Source organism: Paraniabella ginsengisoli (assembly GCF_022513635.1).
GTDB lineage: Bacteria > Bacteroidota > Bacteroidia > Chitinophagales > Chitinophagaceae > Niabella > Niabella ginsengisoli.
Window position 1 is genome coordinate 474,555 of record NZ_JAKWBL010000002.1, and the last position, 14,693, is coordinate 489,247.

Annotated in this window: 19 protein-coding genes, 1 tRNA gene and 1 pseudogene; 20 read left to right on the plus strand and 1 reads right to left on the minus strand. The window is 38.1% G+C overall.

From position 1 onward, the window contains the following. The first annotated feature begins 6 nt into the window (after positions 1-6). The 3 genes from MKP09_RS13715 (at position 7) to MKP09_RS13725 (ending at position 2,060) form a co-directional block, all read left to right on the plus strand. On the plus strand, positions 7-624 hold the full coding sequence (locus MKP09_RS13715) for a phosphotransferase enzyme family protein (protein WP_394801074.1): 618 nt from the start codon (positions 7-9) through the stop codon (positions 622-624). Positions 625-709: 85 nt separating this feature from the next. Further along, positions 710-783 (plus strand) — tRNA-Pro (locus MKP09_RS13720). Positions 784-1,754: 971 nt separating this feature from the next. After that, on the plus strand, positions 1,755-2,060 hold the full coding sequence (locus MKP09_RS13725) for a CpsB/CapC family capsule biosynthesis tyrosine phosphatase (RefSeq protein WP_240830556.1): 306 nt from the start codon (positions 1,755-1,757) through the stop codon (positions 2,058-2,060). Positions 2,061-2,432: 372 nt separating this feature from the next. Here the strand turns inward: MKP09_RS13725 and MKP09_RS28140 are convergent, their stop codons facing one another. Continuing rightward, positions 2,433-2,594, minus strand: a complete 162-nt coding sequence (locus MKP09_RS28140; RefSeq protein WP_394801075.1) for a helix-turn-helix domain-containing protein — start codon at positions 2,592-2,594, stop codon at positions 2,433-2,435. A gap of 381 nt (positions 2,595-2,975) precedes the next feature. On the opposite strand from MKP09_RS28140, the gene MKP09_RS13730 reads away from it, so the two are divergent. The 17 genes and pseudogenes from MKP09_RS13730 (at position 2,976) to MKP09_RS13810 (ending at position 14,675) form a co-directional block, all read left to right on the plus strand. Further along, positions 2,976-3,449, plus strand: coding sequence for a nuclear transport factor 2 family protein (locus MKP09_RS13730; protein ID WP_240830557.1), 474 nt, complete (start codon positions 2,976-2,978; stop codon positions 3,447-3,449). A 5-nt stretch (positions 3,450-3,454) separates the two neighbouring features. Beyond that, positions 3,455-4,021: a nuclear transport factor 2 family protein gene (locus MKP09_RS13735; protein ID WP_240830558.1), complete on the plus strand. Its 567-nt coding sequence runs from the start codon at positions 3,455-3,457 to the stop codon at positions 4,019-4,021. A 123-nt stretch (positions 4,022-4,144) separates the two neighbouring features. After that, entirely contained in the window at positions 4,145-5,044 is a 900-nt protein-coding gene (locus MKP09_RS13740) for a cupin domain-containing protein (RefSeq protein WP_240830559.1), read from the plus strand. 234 nt (positions 5,045-5,278) lie between these two features. Further along, positions 5,279-6,055 (plus strand): cupin domain-containing protein, encoded by a 777-nt coding sequence (locus tag MKP09_RS13745; protein WP_240830560.1) that lies wholly within the window; start codon positions 5,279-5,281, stop codon positions 6,053-6,055. Between the two features lie 199 nt (positions 6,056-6,254). Beyond that, the gene (locus MKP09_RS13750; RefSeq protein ID WP_240830561.1) at positions 6,255-7,244 is read left to right on the plus strand and encodes a nuclear transport factor 2 family protein; all 990 of its coding nucleotides are present in this window, start codon (positions 6,255-6,257) and stop codon (positions 7,242-7,244) included. 49 nt (positions 7,245-7,293) lie between these two features. Further along, positions 7,294-7,644, plus strand: a complete 351-nt coding sequence (locus MKP09_RS13755) for a RidA family protein (protein ID WP_240830562.1) — start codon at positions 7,294-7,296, stop codon at positions 7,642-7,644. A gap of 34 nt (positions 7,645-7,678) precedes the next feature. After that, positions 7,679-8,116: a cupin domain-containing protein gene (locus tag MKP09_RS13760; protein ID WP_240830563.1), complete on the plus strand. Its 438-nt coding sequence runs from the start codon at positions 7,679-7,681 to the stop codon at positions 8,114-8,116. 90 nt (positions 8,117-8,206) lie between these two features. After that, a complete protein-coding gene (locus MKP09_RS13765; RefSeq protein WP_240830564.1) occupies positions 8,207-8,767 on the plus strand; it encodes a DUF302 domain-containing protein in 561 nt (186 codons plus the stop codon). 85 nt (positions 8,768-8,852) lie between these two features. Next, positions 8,853-9,152 (plus strand): hypothetical protein, encoded by a 300-nt coding sequence (locus MKP09_RS13770; protein WP_240830565.1) that lies wholly within the window; start codon positions 8,853-8,855, stop codon positions 9,150-9,152. Continuing rightward, a complete protein-coding gene (locus MKP09_RS13775) occupies positions 9,152-9,340 on the plus strand; it encodes a hypothetical protein (protein ID WP_240830566.1) in 189 nt (62 codons plus the stop codon). The genes MKP09_RS13770 and MKP09_RS13775 overlap by 1 nt, the downstream gene beginning before the upstream one ends. Before the next feature lie 177 nt (positions 9,341-9,517). Continuing rightward, positions 9,518-9,841 (plus strand): carboxymuconolactone decarboxylase family protein, encoded by a 324-nt coding sequence (locus MKP09_RS13780; protein ID WP_240830567.1) that lies wholly within the window; start codon positions 9,518-9,520, stop codon positions 9,839-9,841. A 100-nt stretch (positions 9,842-9,941) separates the two neighbouring features. Beyond that, entirely contained in the window at positions 9,942-10,232 is a 291-nt protein-coding gene (locus MKP09_RS13785) for a hypothetical protein (protein WP_240830568.1), read from the plus strand. 235 nt (positions 10,233-10,467) lie between these two features. After that, positions 10,468-11,703: pseudogene (locus MKP09_RS13790) on the plus strand (BCCT family transporter); the annotation flags it as partial. Positions 11,704-12,187: 484 nt separating this feature from the next. Then, on the plus strand, positions 12,188-13,135 hold the full coding sequence (gene egtD, locus MKP09_RS13795) for an L-histidine N(alpha)-methyltransferase (protein WP_240830569.1): 948 nt from the start codon (positions 12,188-12,190) through the stop codon (positions 13,133-13,135). 18 nt (positions 13,136-13,153) lie between these two features. Continuing rightward, complete coding sequence (locus tag MKP09_RS13800) at positions 13,154-13,546, plus strand: hypothetical protein (RefSeq protein WP_240830570.1); 393 nt, start codon at positions 13,154-13,156, stop codon at positions 13,544-13,546. Between the two features lie 112 nt (positions 13,547-13,658). Continuing rightward, the gene (locus MKP09_RS13805) at positions 13,659-14,102 is read left to right on the plus strand and encodes a hypothetical protein (RefSeq protein WP_240830571.1); all 444 of its coding nucleotides are present in this window, start codon (positions 13,659-13,661) and stop codon (positions 14,100-14,102) included. 12 nt (positions 14,103-14,114) lie between these two features. Next, positions 14,115-14,675, plus strand: coding sequence for a hypothetical protein (locus tag MKP09_RS13810; protein ID WP_240830572.1), 561 nt, complete (start codon positions 14,115-14,117; stop codon positions 14,673-14,675). The last annotated feature ends 18 nt before the right edge of the window (positions 14,676-14,693 follow it).

The following is a 14,693-nucleotide window of genomic DNA, read 5'->3' on the forward strand; positions in this document are numbered from 1 at the left end:
ATTACTCTGCCGAATTTTCATGATCTGGCTTTGCGTTATAAACAGTTTCTTGAATCGCTTGAAAAAGGAAATGAGGAACGGCAGCAAGAAGTTGCTGATCTTATTAAACAACTAAAAAGTCATTCAGCTATTGTTGATGTTTATAATAAAATAAAGAATAGCAACGAATTTAAATTAAGAGTTACTCATCATGATACAAAAATCAGTAACGTTCTTTTTGATAAAGATAATTTGGGTGCTTGTGTTATTGACCTTGATACAGTAATGCCAGGATATTTTATAAGTGATGTTGGGGATATGATGCGTACTTATTTATGTCCAGTTAGTGAAGAGGAAGATGATTTTAGCAAGATCGAAATTAGGGATGAGTTTTATTTTGCTATTGTGAAAGGCTATAAAACTTTTATGGAAAGTGAGTTGACAGAAACTGAAAAAGAGTATTTTTTCTATTCAGGAAAATTTATGATTTATATGCAAGCTTTACGCTTTTTGACAGATTATATCAATAACGATGTTTACTACGGTGCAAAATATCCCAAGCATAATTTAGTACGGGCAGCTAATCAGGTAACGTTATTAAACAGGCTTATAGAAAAGGAGGAGAAACTTTGTGATTTTGCATAAATAAGGCAACAAAAATGTTTTCGGCTTTTTGATAATTAAAAGAAATTCCTTTACATTTGCAACCCATTAGCTAAAGCAGCTAGCACGGGAAGTAGCGCAGGCCGGTAGCGCACCTGGTTTGGGACCAGGGGGTCGCAGGTTCGAATCCTGTCTTCCCGACTTTTAAAGAAATCAAATTCTTTCAATCCTTGTAATTTTATTGATTTACAAGGATTTTTTTGCCATGTATATCAACATGGCAGGTCTTGAGAAAAGCTTAACCGGAAAAGAGAAATGATAGTGACTGCCCTTCTTTCTAAAGTGAAACTCAGCTTAGATTAGGTAGTTAGTAGCCTGACGGAGTAAAGATCTCAGGTAGTTTTACTTTAAAAACCACAGAGGTATCTCCGCGCTTTTATGATACAATTATGTTCTACATGTATTATAGGAAATAAATTCTCTATCACTTTTTACATACTCACTATCTTGATTCAGATTCGGGTACAAATATGAGCCAGGAAACTGCCGATCAGTAGGCCAATCGGATATTTAAATGGTTGACTCAATAATTATCTTATTTCCCCTCTAACTTTACTTCACCCATGAACCTGATACATCAGTCAATGATTAATAATGCATCAATAGCTATAAACAGTTACTGTGATTATTATTGTCATTAATAGTATCCCCATCTCATGAGGCCATAAGATATTAATGATATTAAACCGCCTCCGAGGCGGTTTTTTTATGTCCATCAATTATAGTGAAATGAAAAACCGGAATGTAATGAATTAAACGAGTTAATAAGTGTGATGAGTAAGTCTGACAAAAGATCGCTCTCCATGCGACTGGGTGATAGTAAGATGCTCAGTTTATTTCAATGCCGTGCTTTTCACAGTGTGTAATGTAAATGATCAGCAATGAGTTTTAAGGGCTGCAAAAGATAACCAGGGAAGTCCGTCCTTATGAATGAGGTAATCATATACCTTTTTTGATGGTACAAGATCTTGATACAAAGATTATCATTCTCAAAATCGATTACACTATAAAGTTGTTAATCGCTAATTTTACCACCCCATATTAATTTCTGTTTTGTTGATATAATCCCTTCGCCATACATTGGCAGGCACATTAATTCGTAAATCATGTTTATGTTTGGACTGTTCGGAAAAAGAAAAAATGGTAAGTGCTTTGATGCTACTCAATTGAAAGTGGATATGCATTCACATCTTCTTCCAAAAATTGATGATGGTTCAGATAGTGTTAAATCATCCTTGGAAATGATATCGGGGTTGGTAGAGTTGGGATATAAACAACTTATAACAACTCCTCATATAAGATGGGATGTCTTTAGAAATACTCGTGACATTATAGCGGATCGCCTGGAGATGATTCAAACCGAATTATTACGCAATAATATTAATGTTTCTTTTTGGCAGCGGCAGAGTATTATCTAGATGACTATGTGATGGATTTGATACGAAAAAAACAACCACTTCTTACTCTAGGTAAAGAGTTAGTATTGGTCGAATTTTCTATGATGCGTTTGCCTTTCAATATTCGAAAGAAAACCAATGACAAAAGAGGAGGTGATAGGTTAGAATCAAAAAATTAACATGTGTTGCACAAAGGCTGAACCATCATGTTCAGCCTTTACTTATTTTGCCTTTCAAAATTCTGTAGCGTTCCATTACCAGTTCACAGACTTTACATTTTTTTGAAATAGAATGAGTACAAATAATGATATTCCGGCTGAACATCTTAGCATCTTACTTCCTGTGGATTGCTAAATGAAAGGCGCAGAATTGGAAATGTAAAACTTCCCTGAATTACATTTGAGAATTGTTGTTTTTTACCCGCTGCCGATACTCATTGGGCGTCGTACTGGGATGTTTCTGAAAATTTCTTCCAAAATAGGAGGGTGAACTATAACCTGCCGTCTGAGAGACTTCTTTGACGCTTAAGTTTCTGAGACAATAAAAATAAGCCATGTAAATGGTAGGTTTATAGTTGTTGGATCTATTAAGAATCACCTGAATTCTGCTTTTTGTAACTATCCTGTTGCGTCGCCGATTCAAGATAAATAAATATTTATTTTGAGCTATAGGGCAGTTGATTGATTGCTTTATTTTGCTTATATTGCGTTTCAGAACCGTACACCATCAGCTAACAGCTATCTGCAAGAACGACGCAAATTCCCGGTTAATACGTCAAAGAGTATTCGCTCCCATGACTTTCAATATACCTGATTTGCATCAACGCTAAATGGATACTTAGAATGAGAACACAACCCAATATACTTTTCTATTCAATAAACTACATGCTATCGTTAATGTTTCCACTGCACAAATCAACATTTATAATAAGATTATTTGTTTCCCCAAAACATCAAACATCAAACAAAAAACAAACCACTAATACAATTTTTAAAAAAAGCAAATGAGAAAATCACTTTTATCAGCTATCCTGGCAGGTTCACTTTTAGCAGCATGCAACCAACCTACGGAAAACCAGCAAGCAACATCAACAACAGACAGCTCAACATCCGATTACGCTCAACTAGTCAAAAAAACGGTGCACAATTCCACATCAACTTCAGTGCTGGCGAATTCGACAAAAACGGACAATTGGTGACAGAAGACATTTATGTAAATTCAAACAATGCCATTTTAGTGGGAAGAGACAATTTTGTTACGCGAATTAAGCGTTACGACGGGCCTTTTCCGGGAATGCATTTGACCGACCGTATCGTGATTGTTGAAGACAATATTGCTGCCGTACATTATATTTTACAAGGTGAGCAAAAAGGAAAATATGGCGATTTAGATCCTACGGGAATAAGGTAGAAGCTATGAGTGCCGAGTTTTTTGTGATGGATGAAAACGGCATCATGAAAGACCTGCTTACGATTACACAGATAGACAAATTGGTAGCGCAAATAAAAGGTGAAGAAAAAATAGAAAAGCATCAGGACGTAACGCTTTATCCTATCGACAATTCGGTACCGAAAGCCACTACCGAAAAAACAACGGATATGTATGTTAGGCATTTCAACATCCGCAATTGGGACGGCTTTAAAAATCTTTTGGCCGCTGATGTAAATGTGAATTGGAATGGCGAAATGCTTACCAGTGCAGATGCTTTTATGGAAAAAATAAAAAGCCGCGTGGCTTCATTTTCCAATATCACTTATCAATTAGATAGAAGTGTTACAGAAGCCAACCGTTCGGCCATTGGTTACACCATGCATGGTAAACACGATGGTGCTTTTACCTATAAAAACACTACTTATCAGCCTACGCAAAAAGACTTTGAAATAAGAGAAGCCATACATTTTGAAGTGGGTGCTGATGGAAAAATCAAATCCATGATTGTCATTTCCAATCAGGACGAATTTTTACCAATCGTTAAAAAATAACACAATTTCTGATGGGAGTGGCGGGTTACACCGCTCCTCTATTTTACATACGTATCATCCACAAAAGCATTGGCTTTAATAGGTGATGCTAATGGCATATCAATAATTTTTAAAAAAATGACGATGAAAAATATTTTAGCAACATCCTTATTTTCTTCCTTGCTGTTTACGCTAATAGGTTGTCAAAGCGGGAAAACTGGCGGTGAGGTCAACCATGAAGATAGTCTGAAAGGCATCACTTCCGAAGTTTTGAAAACCGTAAACATTGCAGATGTGGTTATTCCCGAAGGCAACAAGCCACTTGAATGTAGAAGTATGCGACTCCGGCTTTTTACCTTAACCCCCGGTGGAGAAATAGGCCTACATAGCCACGAAAATCGGCCCGCGATTTTAAGTGCAGTAAAAGGTGTAGGAATGGATGTGTTTGCCTTTTCTGAAAACGAAACAGAGGCCAATACACCTGTAACCTTAAAGTATGGAGAATCCTATGCCAAACCCGGCGCCATCCATTATGCCATCAATCTGTCAAAAACAGACACCCTGAACTTGATTACATTTGATTTGCTGGACAATGGCTCTGAATGTAACGGCGTAAAATACCCGCAAAATACACCTGTTTTAGAGCGTATTAAAAAGGAAAACCATCCTTTTTATGCCAAAGCCCCCAAGTCTGAAGAAGATGAGTTCAGCCTCCCGATTTTTGATGTGCCGGTTTCTACCATAACATTTAAGGAGGGTAAGGCAGGTTTAAAAAACAGGATGTTGCGTACCCGAAAAATTACACTTGATGGAGGTGCATCCATACCGTCACAAAATTATGAAAACAGACCGTCATATATTTTCGTAATGGAAGGTAGCGTTAATGTAAAAAATGAGAATGCAGCCGCTGAAACACTGCAACCGTTTGGTACTACCAAACTTATCAATGCCGGCAATGTAGCTATTGGCAACGCCTCGGCTACCGAAAAATCCGTTTACATCATTATGGAAATTTGGGACCCTGCAGATAAGGACATTATATAAGGCTCTTGTCAAAATAACTGCTCATATCTATCAAGCATGAACCGCATGCGAGTATGTGATGGTAGTTTGGATATTTATGATAAAAAAATAATTACCACGCATAACATCATACAAATGAGTTGAGCCATAATCCCGAAGATATTCAGGATGCATATCTAAAAGACATGTCTAAAATGGGCCTCTTCGGAGATTATTTTGGTAAATTTCATCGAACAATTAATAAGAATAAACACAATGAAAAATTTATTAACGTCACTTTTTATTGCTACCCTGATGATTGCTTTATTAGGTTGCCAAGGCGAAAATAAGGGCGCTGAAGCAAACAGTTCCGACAGCTTGCAGGGAATCACTTCGGAGGTGCTTAAAACCTTAAAGGTTTCGGATATTGTAATCCTCGATGGCAATAAGCCGCTTGAATGCCGAGGCTTGAGGTTAAGGCTTTTAACAGCCGCTCCCGGTGCCAAGATTGCCGTACACAGCCACGAAAACCGCCCTGCCATTTTGAGTGTAGTTAGCGGCAAGGGAATGGACGTAACCAGTTATCACATGGATAAAGGAGCGAAGGAAACCGTAACCATACCTTACGGACAATCGTATGCCGAGTTTAATAACATTGTGCATTATGCCGACAACCTTTCGAAAACCGACACACTTAGGCTGATTACTTTCGACTTTTTGGACGATGGTTCGGACTGCGACGGGAAAAAATACCAACAGAATTTACCGGCATTGGAACAGTTAAAGAAAGATAACGACTCTTTTTACGCCAACAATTCTGCTCATGTAGAGGGAGCCGAATACAGTTCTCCGATTTTCTATGTGCCGCTTGCCGATATTAAATATCCTGCTGGTTCTGCAACTTTTAAGGACCGTGTGCTACGCACCAGAAAAGTTACTCTTGAAGCCGGAAAATCGCTTCCACAGCAGAATTATCTGAACAGGCCTACCTATGTATTTGTATTGGAGGGGCTTTGGAAGTTGAAAAAGGTACATCTGAAAAGGAAACTGTAAGTGCCGGAAAAGCCGCAAAATTAATCAACCATGGCGATGCCACGATTCGCAATGCTTCTGCCTCCGAAAAAGCGGTGTACATCACCATGGAGCTTTGGGACCCTGCGGACAAGGAAATTTTATAATCGTTCTGCCAAAACAATGGCCATTTAAAGGCAGCAGCAAAAAAATAAACTCACAATTATTAGAAACGAAATTTATGCAAATAAGAAAATTCATACTGCCGGTGCTTGCGGTGGGAACATTATTGGCGGGTTGTAATCAAACCTGCGATAAACCGGCTACTGCGGCTGTAGCCCAAACGGATACTGCTTACGAAGCCTTGGTAAGGAAGAACAGTTCGCAATTTCACAAAAACTTTACCGCGGGCGATTTTGATAAAAATGGACCCTTGGTTACCGAAGATATTCATGTCAACTCGAATGGTACGATTGTGGTGGGTCGCGACAAATTTGTGGGTCGCCTGTCCCGCTATGAAGTTCCTTTTCCCGGTCTTGCGGTGAACGACCGGATTAAAATTGTGGACGGTAATACGGTAGCGTTTCATTATTTGATGCAAGCGGAGCATAAAGGAAAATTCGGCGATTTGGAACCCACCGGCAACAAAGTAGAAGCGATGAGCAGCGAGTTTTTTACGATGGACGAAAACGGCTTGATGAAAGATTTGATTACCACTTCGCAAGTCGATAAGTTTTTGGCAACCGCCTCGGGGGAGGAAAAGATAACGGAACACCAAAAAGTGACGCTTTATCCTATCGACCATAGCGTACCCAGAGCAGTTAGTGCTAAAGCTGCCGATTTGTATTTACGCCATTTCAACTTCCGCGATTGGGAGGCGATGAAAGCCTTGTTGAGTGATGATGTGGAGGCAAATTGGAACAGCGATAAGGTAAGTGGCAAAGATGCGGTTATTGCAAAAATGCAGGAGCGTCTTACACCTTTCTCTGACCTGACCTACGAACTTATTCGCCATGCTGTTGAGGGTAACCGTGCCGCTATTGGCTATACCTTGCAGGGTACGCACAACGGTGTGTTTACCTACAAGGGAAAGACCTATCAGCCTACAGGAAAAACGGTAGAAACCAAAGAAACCCAGTTTTTGGAAGTAACAGCCGATGGTAAGATTAAAGCGATAATTACTATATCTGACCAGGCTGCATTTTTAAAGGATATTGATGCTGGGAAATAGATATACGGATTAAAACATAAAAACAACACCTACTTAAAACAAAACTAAAGTGAGCATTAAAAGAATTGAACAAAACAGTCGATTGAGCGAAGCCTCGCAAAGCGGAAACTTATTAATTCTTGCCGGGCAAGTTTCCAGTGGCGCAAATATTACCGAGCAAGCGCAAGGACTTTTTAAAAATATAGATGCGCTTTTGGCCAAGGCCGGCACCGACAAATCGAAGGTGATTTACGCCAACATTTACCTGACCGATATGGCAAATTACGAAGGCTTCAACAAGGTTTGGGACGAATGGGTGGCGAGCGACAAAGGGCAGGTTCCATCTCGTGCCGCCCTGCAGGTTGTACGTCTGGCCAAGCCCGAGTGGCTGGTAGAAGTACAGCTATTTGCAGCAGTGTAATCAAACAATACAGAACAACTTAAATTTTAAAGAAATGCAAGAACAGAAAAAAACAGTTATCCAACCCGGAACAATAGCACTAAACGAACACGAAACCTCTACCGAATTGGCGGCCATACGAATTAAGGACATTGTTATTCCTGAAGGCGGTGCGCCTATTTTGGATAGGTATATGCGTTGTCGGGTGTTGGAATGCCAGCCGGGCGAAATCATTGCTACACATTCGCACGTGAATCGTCCCGCCATTTTGTATGTATTGGAAGGCAATGGCGAAGAACACAGCAACCAATTTGAAGGCATACGTCTTTGGAAAGCCGGTGATTGTTTTACGGAATTTAACGATACCGAACATTGGGTAAAAAACCGCTCGGAAAAAGTGCCGCTCAAAGTACTTTCATTTGATTTGCTGGATGCCGAAGCAGAGCTTAAAAAAGCGGCGGAAAGAGATAAAAAGCATATGGGAGGTTGTTAATTTAAGATTCTTACAAACACGCAAATTGGAAGTCAATTCGAACTGGCGTGTATGCCCATCGTATAAATTTTTTATAAAACGATTAGAAAGATGAAAAAGACAATTTTCGCATTCATTGCCCTAAGCTTTATTTCACTTAGTGCATTTTCACAAAGAACGACATCGCAAAATCAACTTAAACAGAAAAAAATGAGTAATTATAAATGGACCAGAGAAAGTCCGTATTCTGTGAAAGAAACGGCAGAGCGGTTAAAGGCAATTTTAAAACATTATCCTACCGTGCTATTCATCAACCAAATAGACCAGCAAGCCAATGCCAAATCACAAGGCGTTGATATTGACGAAATGCAAACTCTGTTGTTTCAAAACAATGCATTGGTAGGTGCGCTTTTCAGAGCCAATCCCGAAGCAGCTTTTGAGTTACCCATTAAAGCTTTAATTTGGAAAGATGCAAAAGGTAAAACGTACATAAAGGTAACCGATATTGACCGTTTGGATAAAAAATACGGATTAAACGGTGCTTATGGTGCCATACAAATTATATACGATTTATTGCCGCCTTGGTTGGATATTTTGATAAGCGATACAGCGGTAGATAAATTCGGTGATGTGCTTCCAAAGGTTACCAGTTCGCCTGAAATAAAAGATTAAGCTATTCAATTATGCCAAATAAATTACGCTAACCATCGTAATTCATTTGGTATTTCATTACAGAAGACTATTAAAGATGAGACAAATGAAAAAGCTAATTCTAACACTATCCGCTTTATGTTTTATTGCTGTTCCTGGCTTTGCACAAGAAGTGGAAAAAGCAGAAGAGGAAGGTGAAAAAGGCACTTGGGAAATCAGCCTGTCACCCATTTACAGCTATGTTCCTTCACTATCTGAAAGCCTGCTCAAGTCTGAATTTCATGTTACTTATTGGGTCAACGCCAAATGGGGAGGCGGGGTCTCGTATACGCACAAATTTATTGATGGCGAAGAAATCAACGACGACATTGCCCTGATAGGTTCCTGGAACGTAAAAAATACCTGATGCTTAACCTCGGGCTAAATTATACCATTCCTAAAAAAGGAGGGGAGGCCGGCATTTTTGGTGTGTATAACGAAGCCGAAATTAATATCAGACCCAACAAATGGTTGAGCTTTGGTCCGCTTATAGGTTCTGTAATTTCCAAAAGGACAGAATTGTACACCGGGGTGCACGTAAGCTTTGAATTTTAAAACCAATACAGAAATCATGAAATATATATTGTTAATAACCTTGACTTTTATAGGATCTAATATGAAAACGCAAGCTCAAACCAATGACAAGCCGAAAAAAGATATCGTTAATCAATCCTTCGGTAAAATTGATTTTAAAAAAAGCTTTATGATAAAAATGTAACGAATTATACCGATTTGCCAACGCAAATTGCCAAAAAATATGGCTCATTCAGTTATGATAGTTTGCCCCTTGACCGCCAGACCGCAGAATTGATCAGGCTTTGGGCTTCTATCAGATACAAATGCAGTTATTGCACCATTTTTCACACACAAGATGCCAGAAATTCAGGTGTGGACATCCATAAGGTTGACAACATTATGGCTTTTAATGAAAGCGAGCTTTTTACAGACAAAGAAAAGGCCGCTCTTAGTTATGCAGCCGCCATATCGTATGTCGATTACAAAAAATTACCAGCAGCTACCGCCGAAGCAAAAAACATTTTAATGACGAAGAAATAGAAACCATCATTATGTGTACATTGCTAATGGATATTTGGGCAAGAATATTTGCGGTACAGGGAAATACGCCGTATTATACAAAATGAGTGGATAAATAATAATGATATTACAAAAAATCAAAAATCTGCCTTTGGGCTATTCTGAAGTTGTTTATCTGGATAGAAAATATGGTGTTACCCTTTCCGAATATAACAAGGGTAAAAGCCTCAAATTATACGCTGAAGAGTTGGGTGGGAATGATTTTATCAGTTTTAATTATTACATCACCAATCATTCAGAGTTGTTGAAACCCTGTGAAATGCCTGAACAGAAGGTTATTCATTTTTTGACAAATTATGAGAAAGTGATGCCGGAAAATTTTTCTGGTGATTTACCTGAAGTTAATTTATGAAAGAAATATTCCGTCAATTATACAAAAACAAAATCCTGTTTTATGGAGTGCTATTTGGCATGTCTCTATTTACGGTAGGCACTATACAACCAGATGCGCTACAAAAGTTTTTAAACATTGCCAATCAAAATTTGCTGTCAGTATTTGGCTTTTATTATTTATGGGTCGGGGTGATTATTGTCGTCATATCGTTTCTTATTTTGTTTTTGCCTTTTGCTAAAAAAAGTTAGGTAATGAAAAACCCGAATATTCCCGGTTCAGTTGGATTGCTTTATTGTATAGTACAGGAATGGGGTCTGGCTTGTTGTTAAGAGCCGTTCAGGAACCGGTGTATTATTTAAACCATCCTCCTGTAGCTGCTGCCAATATGAAAGTTCTGGCGCTTCAATACACGTTCTTTCATTGGGGATTTACTCCCTGGGCTATGTATAGTTTATTTGGGCTTATAGTGGCATACAACCTATACACCTTAAAAGCACAGAACATGCTTCAGGCACTTATTCCTCAATCGAACAACCATTATTTAAAAAGAATAACAATTGTATTTATTGTACTCATTACCATTACCGGAGTGATCGCCTCTCTGGGACTGGGTTCTGCACAATTGGTAGGCGGGCTTAATCATACATTTGACGTGAGTTTGGGTAATAATACTTTGCTGGCAACGGTATTTCTTATTGGATTGGTAGCCACACTTTCGGCTTTGAGGGATTAAAAGAGTGATCAAGTACTTGGCCGATTTTGATTTTGGATTTTCCATTTTACTAATGCTTTTCATTGCACTTTTTTAAATTTTAATCAGTTTTTTACACAGTTATTTACCGCATTTTATCAGTATGTTATTCATTTTTTTGAAATGAGTTTGTCAATCGGAAATTATAAAACCAGCGAAAGTTTTACAAGAGATTGGACGGTTTTTTATTGGGCATTTTGGTTGGCTTGGGTGCCGTTTACAGGGATCTTTATCGCACGAATATCGAAAGGAAGAACCATACGGGAATTTATTGTAGCCACTATTTTAGTACCCTCCGTCGCCACCATGATTTGGTTTTCTGTTTTTGCCAATAATGCGTTCGACTTGTTGGGTGTAAGCAATGATCAGCAATTTGACAATTTATACACATCCTTGTTCGTTTTTTTGGAGCACTTTCCATTCTATCAGCTCACTTTTGTTATAGCGGCGCTACTGGTTTTGACTTCCATTATTAATTCGGTGGATTCAGCCATTTTCGTATTAGGAATGTTGAGTGATAATGGAAATGAAAACCCTTCGCAAAAACATAAGCTCGTCTGGGGAATGATTCTTACTGCAACCGCTTTTGGTCTTTCGGCTTTGGGTACAGGCGATTTGCTCAATGCCATTAGCAATTTACTGATTATTATGGTGCTGCCATTTAGCTTGCTGTATCTGTATATCATTGTCAATTTTCTTAAAAAACACAATCGAAAAAATGGCATAGAGAATAATTAATTTCGCTAAAACTATATCGATGATACCAACTTCTTTTACTATTTTTTTAAGGGTAATAATTAATGCGAAAAAATTTTTTTTTACTTAAAAAGTATATTTTGTAATTATTAATTAAGCTAACCAAAATTAGTTATTACTATGAAAAAATCACTTTCAGACTCATCTCCCTATGCTTTAGCCAAAGTGCCATTGCGCAAACGTTTCATTATATACGGAGTTGATTAGTGCAACATGGAAAACGAAGCGTTTTTCTATGAGTTTTATCCTAATTACTGTTTAGTTAAGGCTGTTTATGGCGCAGAGGAGGGCATCTGTCGAAAATAGCTTCGGCGAGTGTTATACAATTCTTTTTTTGTATTCTATAATTATATGATTGAGTTTAAAATAATAGTATACCCGGATGTTTACTACTGCTTTAGGAGGAGGAGTAGGGCATCTACGCTTATGAAATTTGCACTAAGGTTTTTAACGAAAAATAATCTGAATGACAGAACAATTCAAAAAAGATGTTTATACAGGCCTGAACACCCCAAACAAGCGCTTGCCCTCAAAATATTTTTATGATAAAAAGGGAGATGCGCTTTTTGTAGAAATAATGAACTTGCCCGAATACTATCTTACACGTGCCGAAATGGACATATTCGAAAACCAAACGGACGATATCATCAAAGCATTGCAAATAAGCCCTGACTGTTATTTTGAGTTGATAGAACTGGGCGCCGGTGATGGCTCAAAAACGAAAAAATTATTGCAGATGCTGCATCAGCAAGGCTTTAAGTTTGATTATTTTCCGGTAGATATTTCTCAAAACGCTTTAGACAACCTAGAAGCGGATTTGAAAACCGAATTGCCTGGTGTTTCTGTGATAAAAAAACAGGGCGATTATTTTGAGATTTTGGCTTCTTTAAAAGAAATAAAAAAGCTAAAAGTCATTCTTTTTCTGGGTTCCAATATTGGCAACATGCCAGACGAGGTGGCTACACAGTTCATTTACGATTTGGGATCAAACCTGCACCCGGGAGATAAATTATTGCTTGGCGCAGATCTTATTAAACCTGCCTCTATAGTGCTTCCCGCCTACAACGACAGCAAGGGCGTTACAGCAGCATTCAATTATAATCTGTTAGCACGGATTAACAGGGAATTGGAGGCTGATTTTGATATCACAAATTTCAGGCATGAACCAGAATATACGGAGCAGGATGGCATTGCAAAAAGCTTTCTGGTAAGTCAGGCAGATCAGACAGTGTGTATTAAAAGCATCGGTCAATCTTTCGATTTTAAGAAAGGAGAAAGGATAGAGACCGAAGTTTCACGAAAATATAATGATGAAGTGATCCACAAAATAATTTCAGAAACGGACTTTAAAATATCCTATAAGCTAAGCGATGGCAAAAAATATTTTGCTAATTATATATTAGAAAGAACTTAAAGAATAAATGAGCAACAAATGGATTGGTACTTACCTATAACAATTCTTCCGGGATTGGGCATGTTAATTTTGTCTACCACAAACCAAATGATGGAATTGAGTAAAGAAACTGGCGTTTTGGTTTCCAAAAAATGTAATGATTTTCAACATAAGGTAGCCAATAAAAAGATAAAACAATTAGGCTTGTTAACCAAGGCGGCTACTTATTTGTACGTGGCATCTGGCTTATATGTGCTTTCAGGAATTTTAGAAGCCTTACATAACAGCCTGCCGTTTAATGTTGCTGATATGGCCCTGTATGTAGGTACTGCATTGGTGTTTGTTGCCCTCACCATGCTGGCGGCATATGCCTATCGGGATGTGAAAATAAGAAAATTCCAGTACGATAATAATCATTTGGCGGAAGAATAGAACAAGTGCAAAGAATCCTTACGCACACCAAGAAAACAATGAAGTAAACATAATGAAAACGTTTAAAGAAGGACATTAAACTTTATCGAATAATCATAAACAATAAAAAAATATGGATAAAAATTTAATTAAGCAGGAACTGCTTAAAAAAAGAAAAAAACATATTAAGGAATCGAATGAAAGCCACTATAATTTTTTAAGTGGAAGCGATGTGAGTTTGGAGGAGGTGATAGATTTAGACGACCGTTCGCACCAAAGCGAATCTGCCGATATTTCCCAAAGGCTCGAAAGTACCGTTCATAATCACGAACAGCATTTAGCAACCATCGAAGCCATTTCTTTCGAACCTAAAACAACGGTAGAACCAGGTGCTATAGTGAGCGTAAACGGAAGATGTATGATAGTAGCGGTTTCCAAGCCTCCGTTTAAAATCGGCGACAGAAATTTTATTGGCATTTCTACTGATGCTCCCATTTATAAAGAAATGAAAGGCAAAAAAGCCGGCGACAGTTTTACCTTCAACAATCAAAAATTTACAATAGAAATAGTACACTAGAAAATATAAAATATGAACAATACAAAAGACCTGGTAACTACAGTTGCCGATTTAAAAGACCAAGGATATAAACACGAGTTTAGAATTAAAAATAAACAGTTGTTCTCTGATGAATTGAAGAAAGGATTTGGAATGGAAGAATTTACGATTGATGACGTTTATGGATTCAGTAGTATTGAAGATGATAAAGAAGACGATGGAAGTGAAGCTGAACGCTTGTTTGCCATCACGCTTATCAAAGACAATATCAAAGGCTATTTGGTAGATGCCTATGCCGAGATTGAAAACATAGAAGCAACTGAAGTGCGTGCAAAATTCGATGCCAACAATGTACAAATTCATCATATAAGCGATGATGAAATGAAATACGGTTTGCCACGTGTAAAAAAGGCGTTGTTCAATGAAGCACCAAACCGCTATGTATTCCGTATCGGTTTTCCAGATTTTCCAACCTGTCCTTTTGGAAACAGTTTTGAAGCGCTTGGTTGGGATAATCAGGAAAATCAATATGTATGGCTTGTTTCCAGCATTATAAAAGACGATCGGTTGGTACGGGAGCATTACAAAAAGTAATTACAAAAAATTGAAACA

Excerpts from the sequence above, each read along its gene's own strand:
- MKP09_RS13725 (WP_240830556.1), top strand. The coding sequence starts at position 1,755 with ATGTTTGGACTGTTCGGAAAAAGAAAAAATGGTAAGTGCTTTGATGCT.
- MKP09_RS28140 (WP_394801075.1), bottom strand. The coding sequence starts at position 2,594 with ATGGCTTATTTTTATTGTCTCAGAAACTTAAGCGTCAAAGAAGTCTCT.
- MKP09_RS13735 (WP_240830558.1), top strand. The coding sequence starts at position 3,455 with ATGAGTGCCGAGTTTTTTGTGATGGATGAAAACGGCATCATGAAAGAC.
- MKP09_RS13740 (WP_240830559.1), top strand. The coding sequence starts at position 4,145 with ATGAAAAATATTTTAGCAACATCCTTATTTTCTTCCTTGCTGTTTACG.
- MKP09_RS13745 (WP_240830560.1), top strand. The coding sequence starts at position 5,279 with ATGAAAAATTTATTAACGTCACTTTTTATTGCTACCCTGATGATTGCT.
- MKP09_RS13750 (WP_240830561.1), top strand. The coding sequence starts at position 6,255 with ATGCAAATAAGAAAATTCATACTGCCGGTGCTTGCGGTGGGAACATTA.
- MKP09_RS13760 (WP_240830563.1), top strand. The coding sequence starts at position 7,679 with ATGCAAGAACAGAAAAAAACAGTTATCCAACCCGGAACAATAGCACTA.
- MKP09_RS13765 (WP_240830564.1), top strand. The coding sequence starts at position 8,207 with ATGAAAAAGACAATTTTCGCATTCATTGCCCTAAGCTTTATTTCACTT.
- MKP09_RS13770 (WP_240830565.1), top strand. The coding sequence starts at position 8,853 with ATGAAAAAGCTAATTCTAACACTATCCGCTTTATGTTTTATTGCTGTT.
- MKP09_RS13775 (WP_240830566.1), top strand. The coding sequence starts at position 9,152 with ATGCTTAACCTCGGGCTAAATTATACCATTCCTAAAAAAGGAGGGGAG.
- MKP09_RS13785 (WP_240830568.1), top strand. The coding sequence starts at position 9,942 with ATGATATTACAAAAAATCAAAAATCTGCCTTTGGGCTATTCTGAAGTT.
- egtD (WP_240830569.1), top strand. The coding sequence starts at position 12,188 with ATGACAGAACAATTCAAAAAAGATGTTTATACAGGCCTGAACACCCCA.
- MKP09_RS13800 (WP_240830570.1), top strand. The coding sequence starts at position 13,154 with ATGGATTGGTACTTACCTATAACAATTCTTCCGGGATTGGGCATGTTA.
- MKP09_RS13805 (WP_240830571.1), top strand. The coding sequence starts at position 13,659 with ATGGATAAAAATTTAATTAAGCAGGAACTGCTTAAAAAAAGAAAAAAA.
- MKP09_RS13810 (WP_240830572.1), top strand. The coding sequence starts at position 14,115 with ATGAACAATACAAAAGACCTGGTAACTACAGTTGCCGATTTAAAAGAC.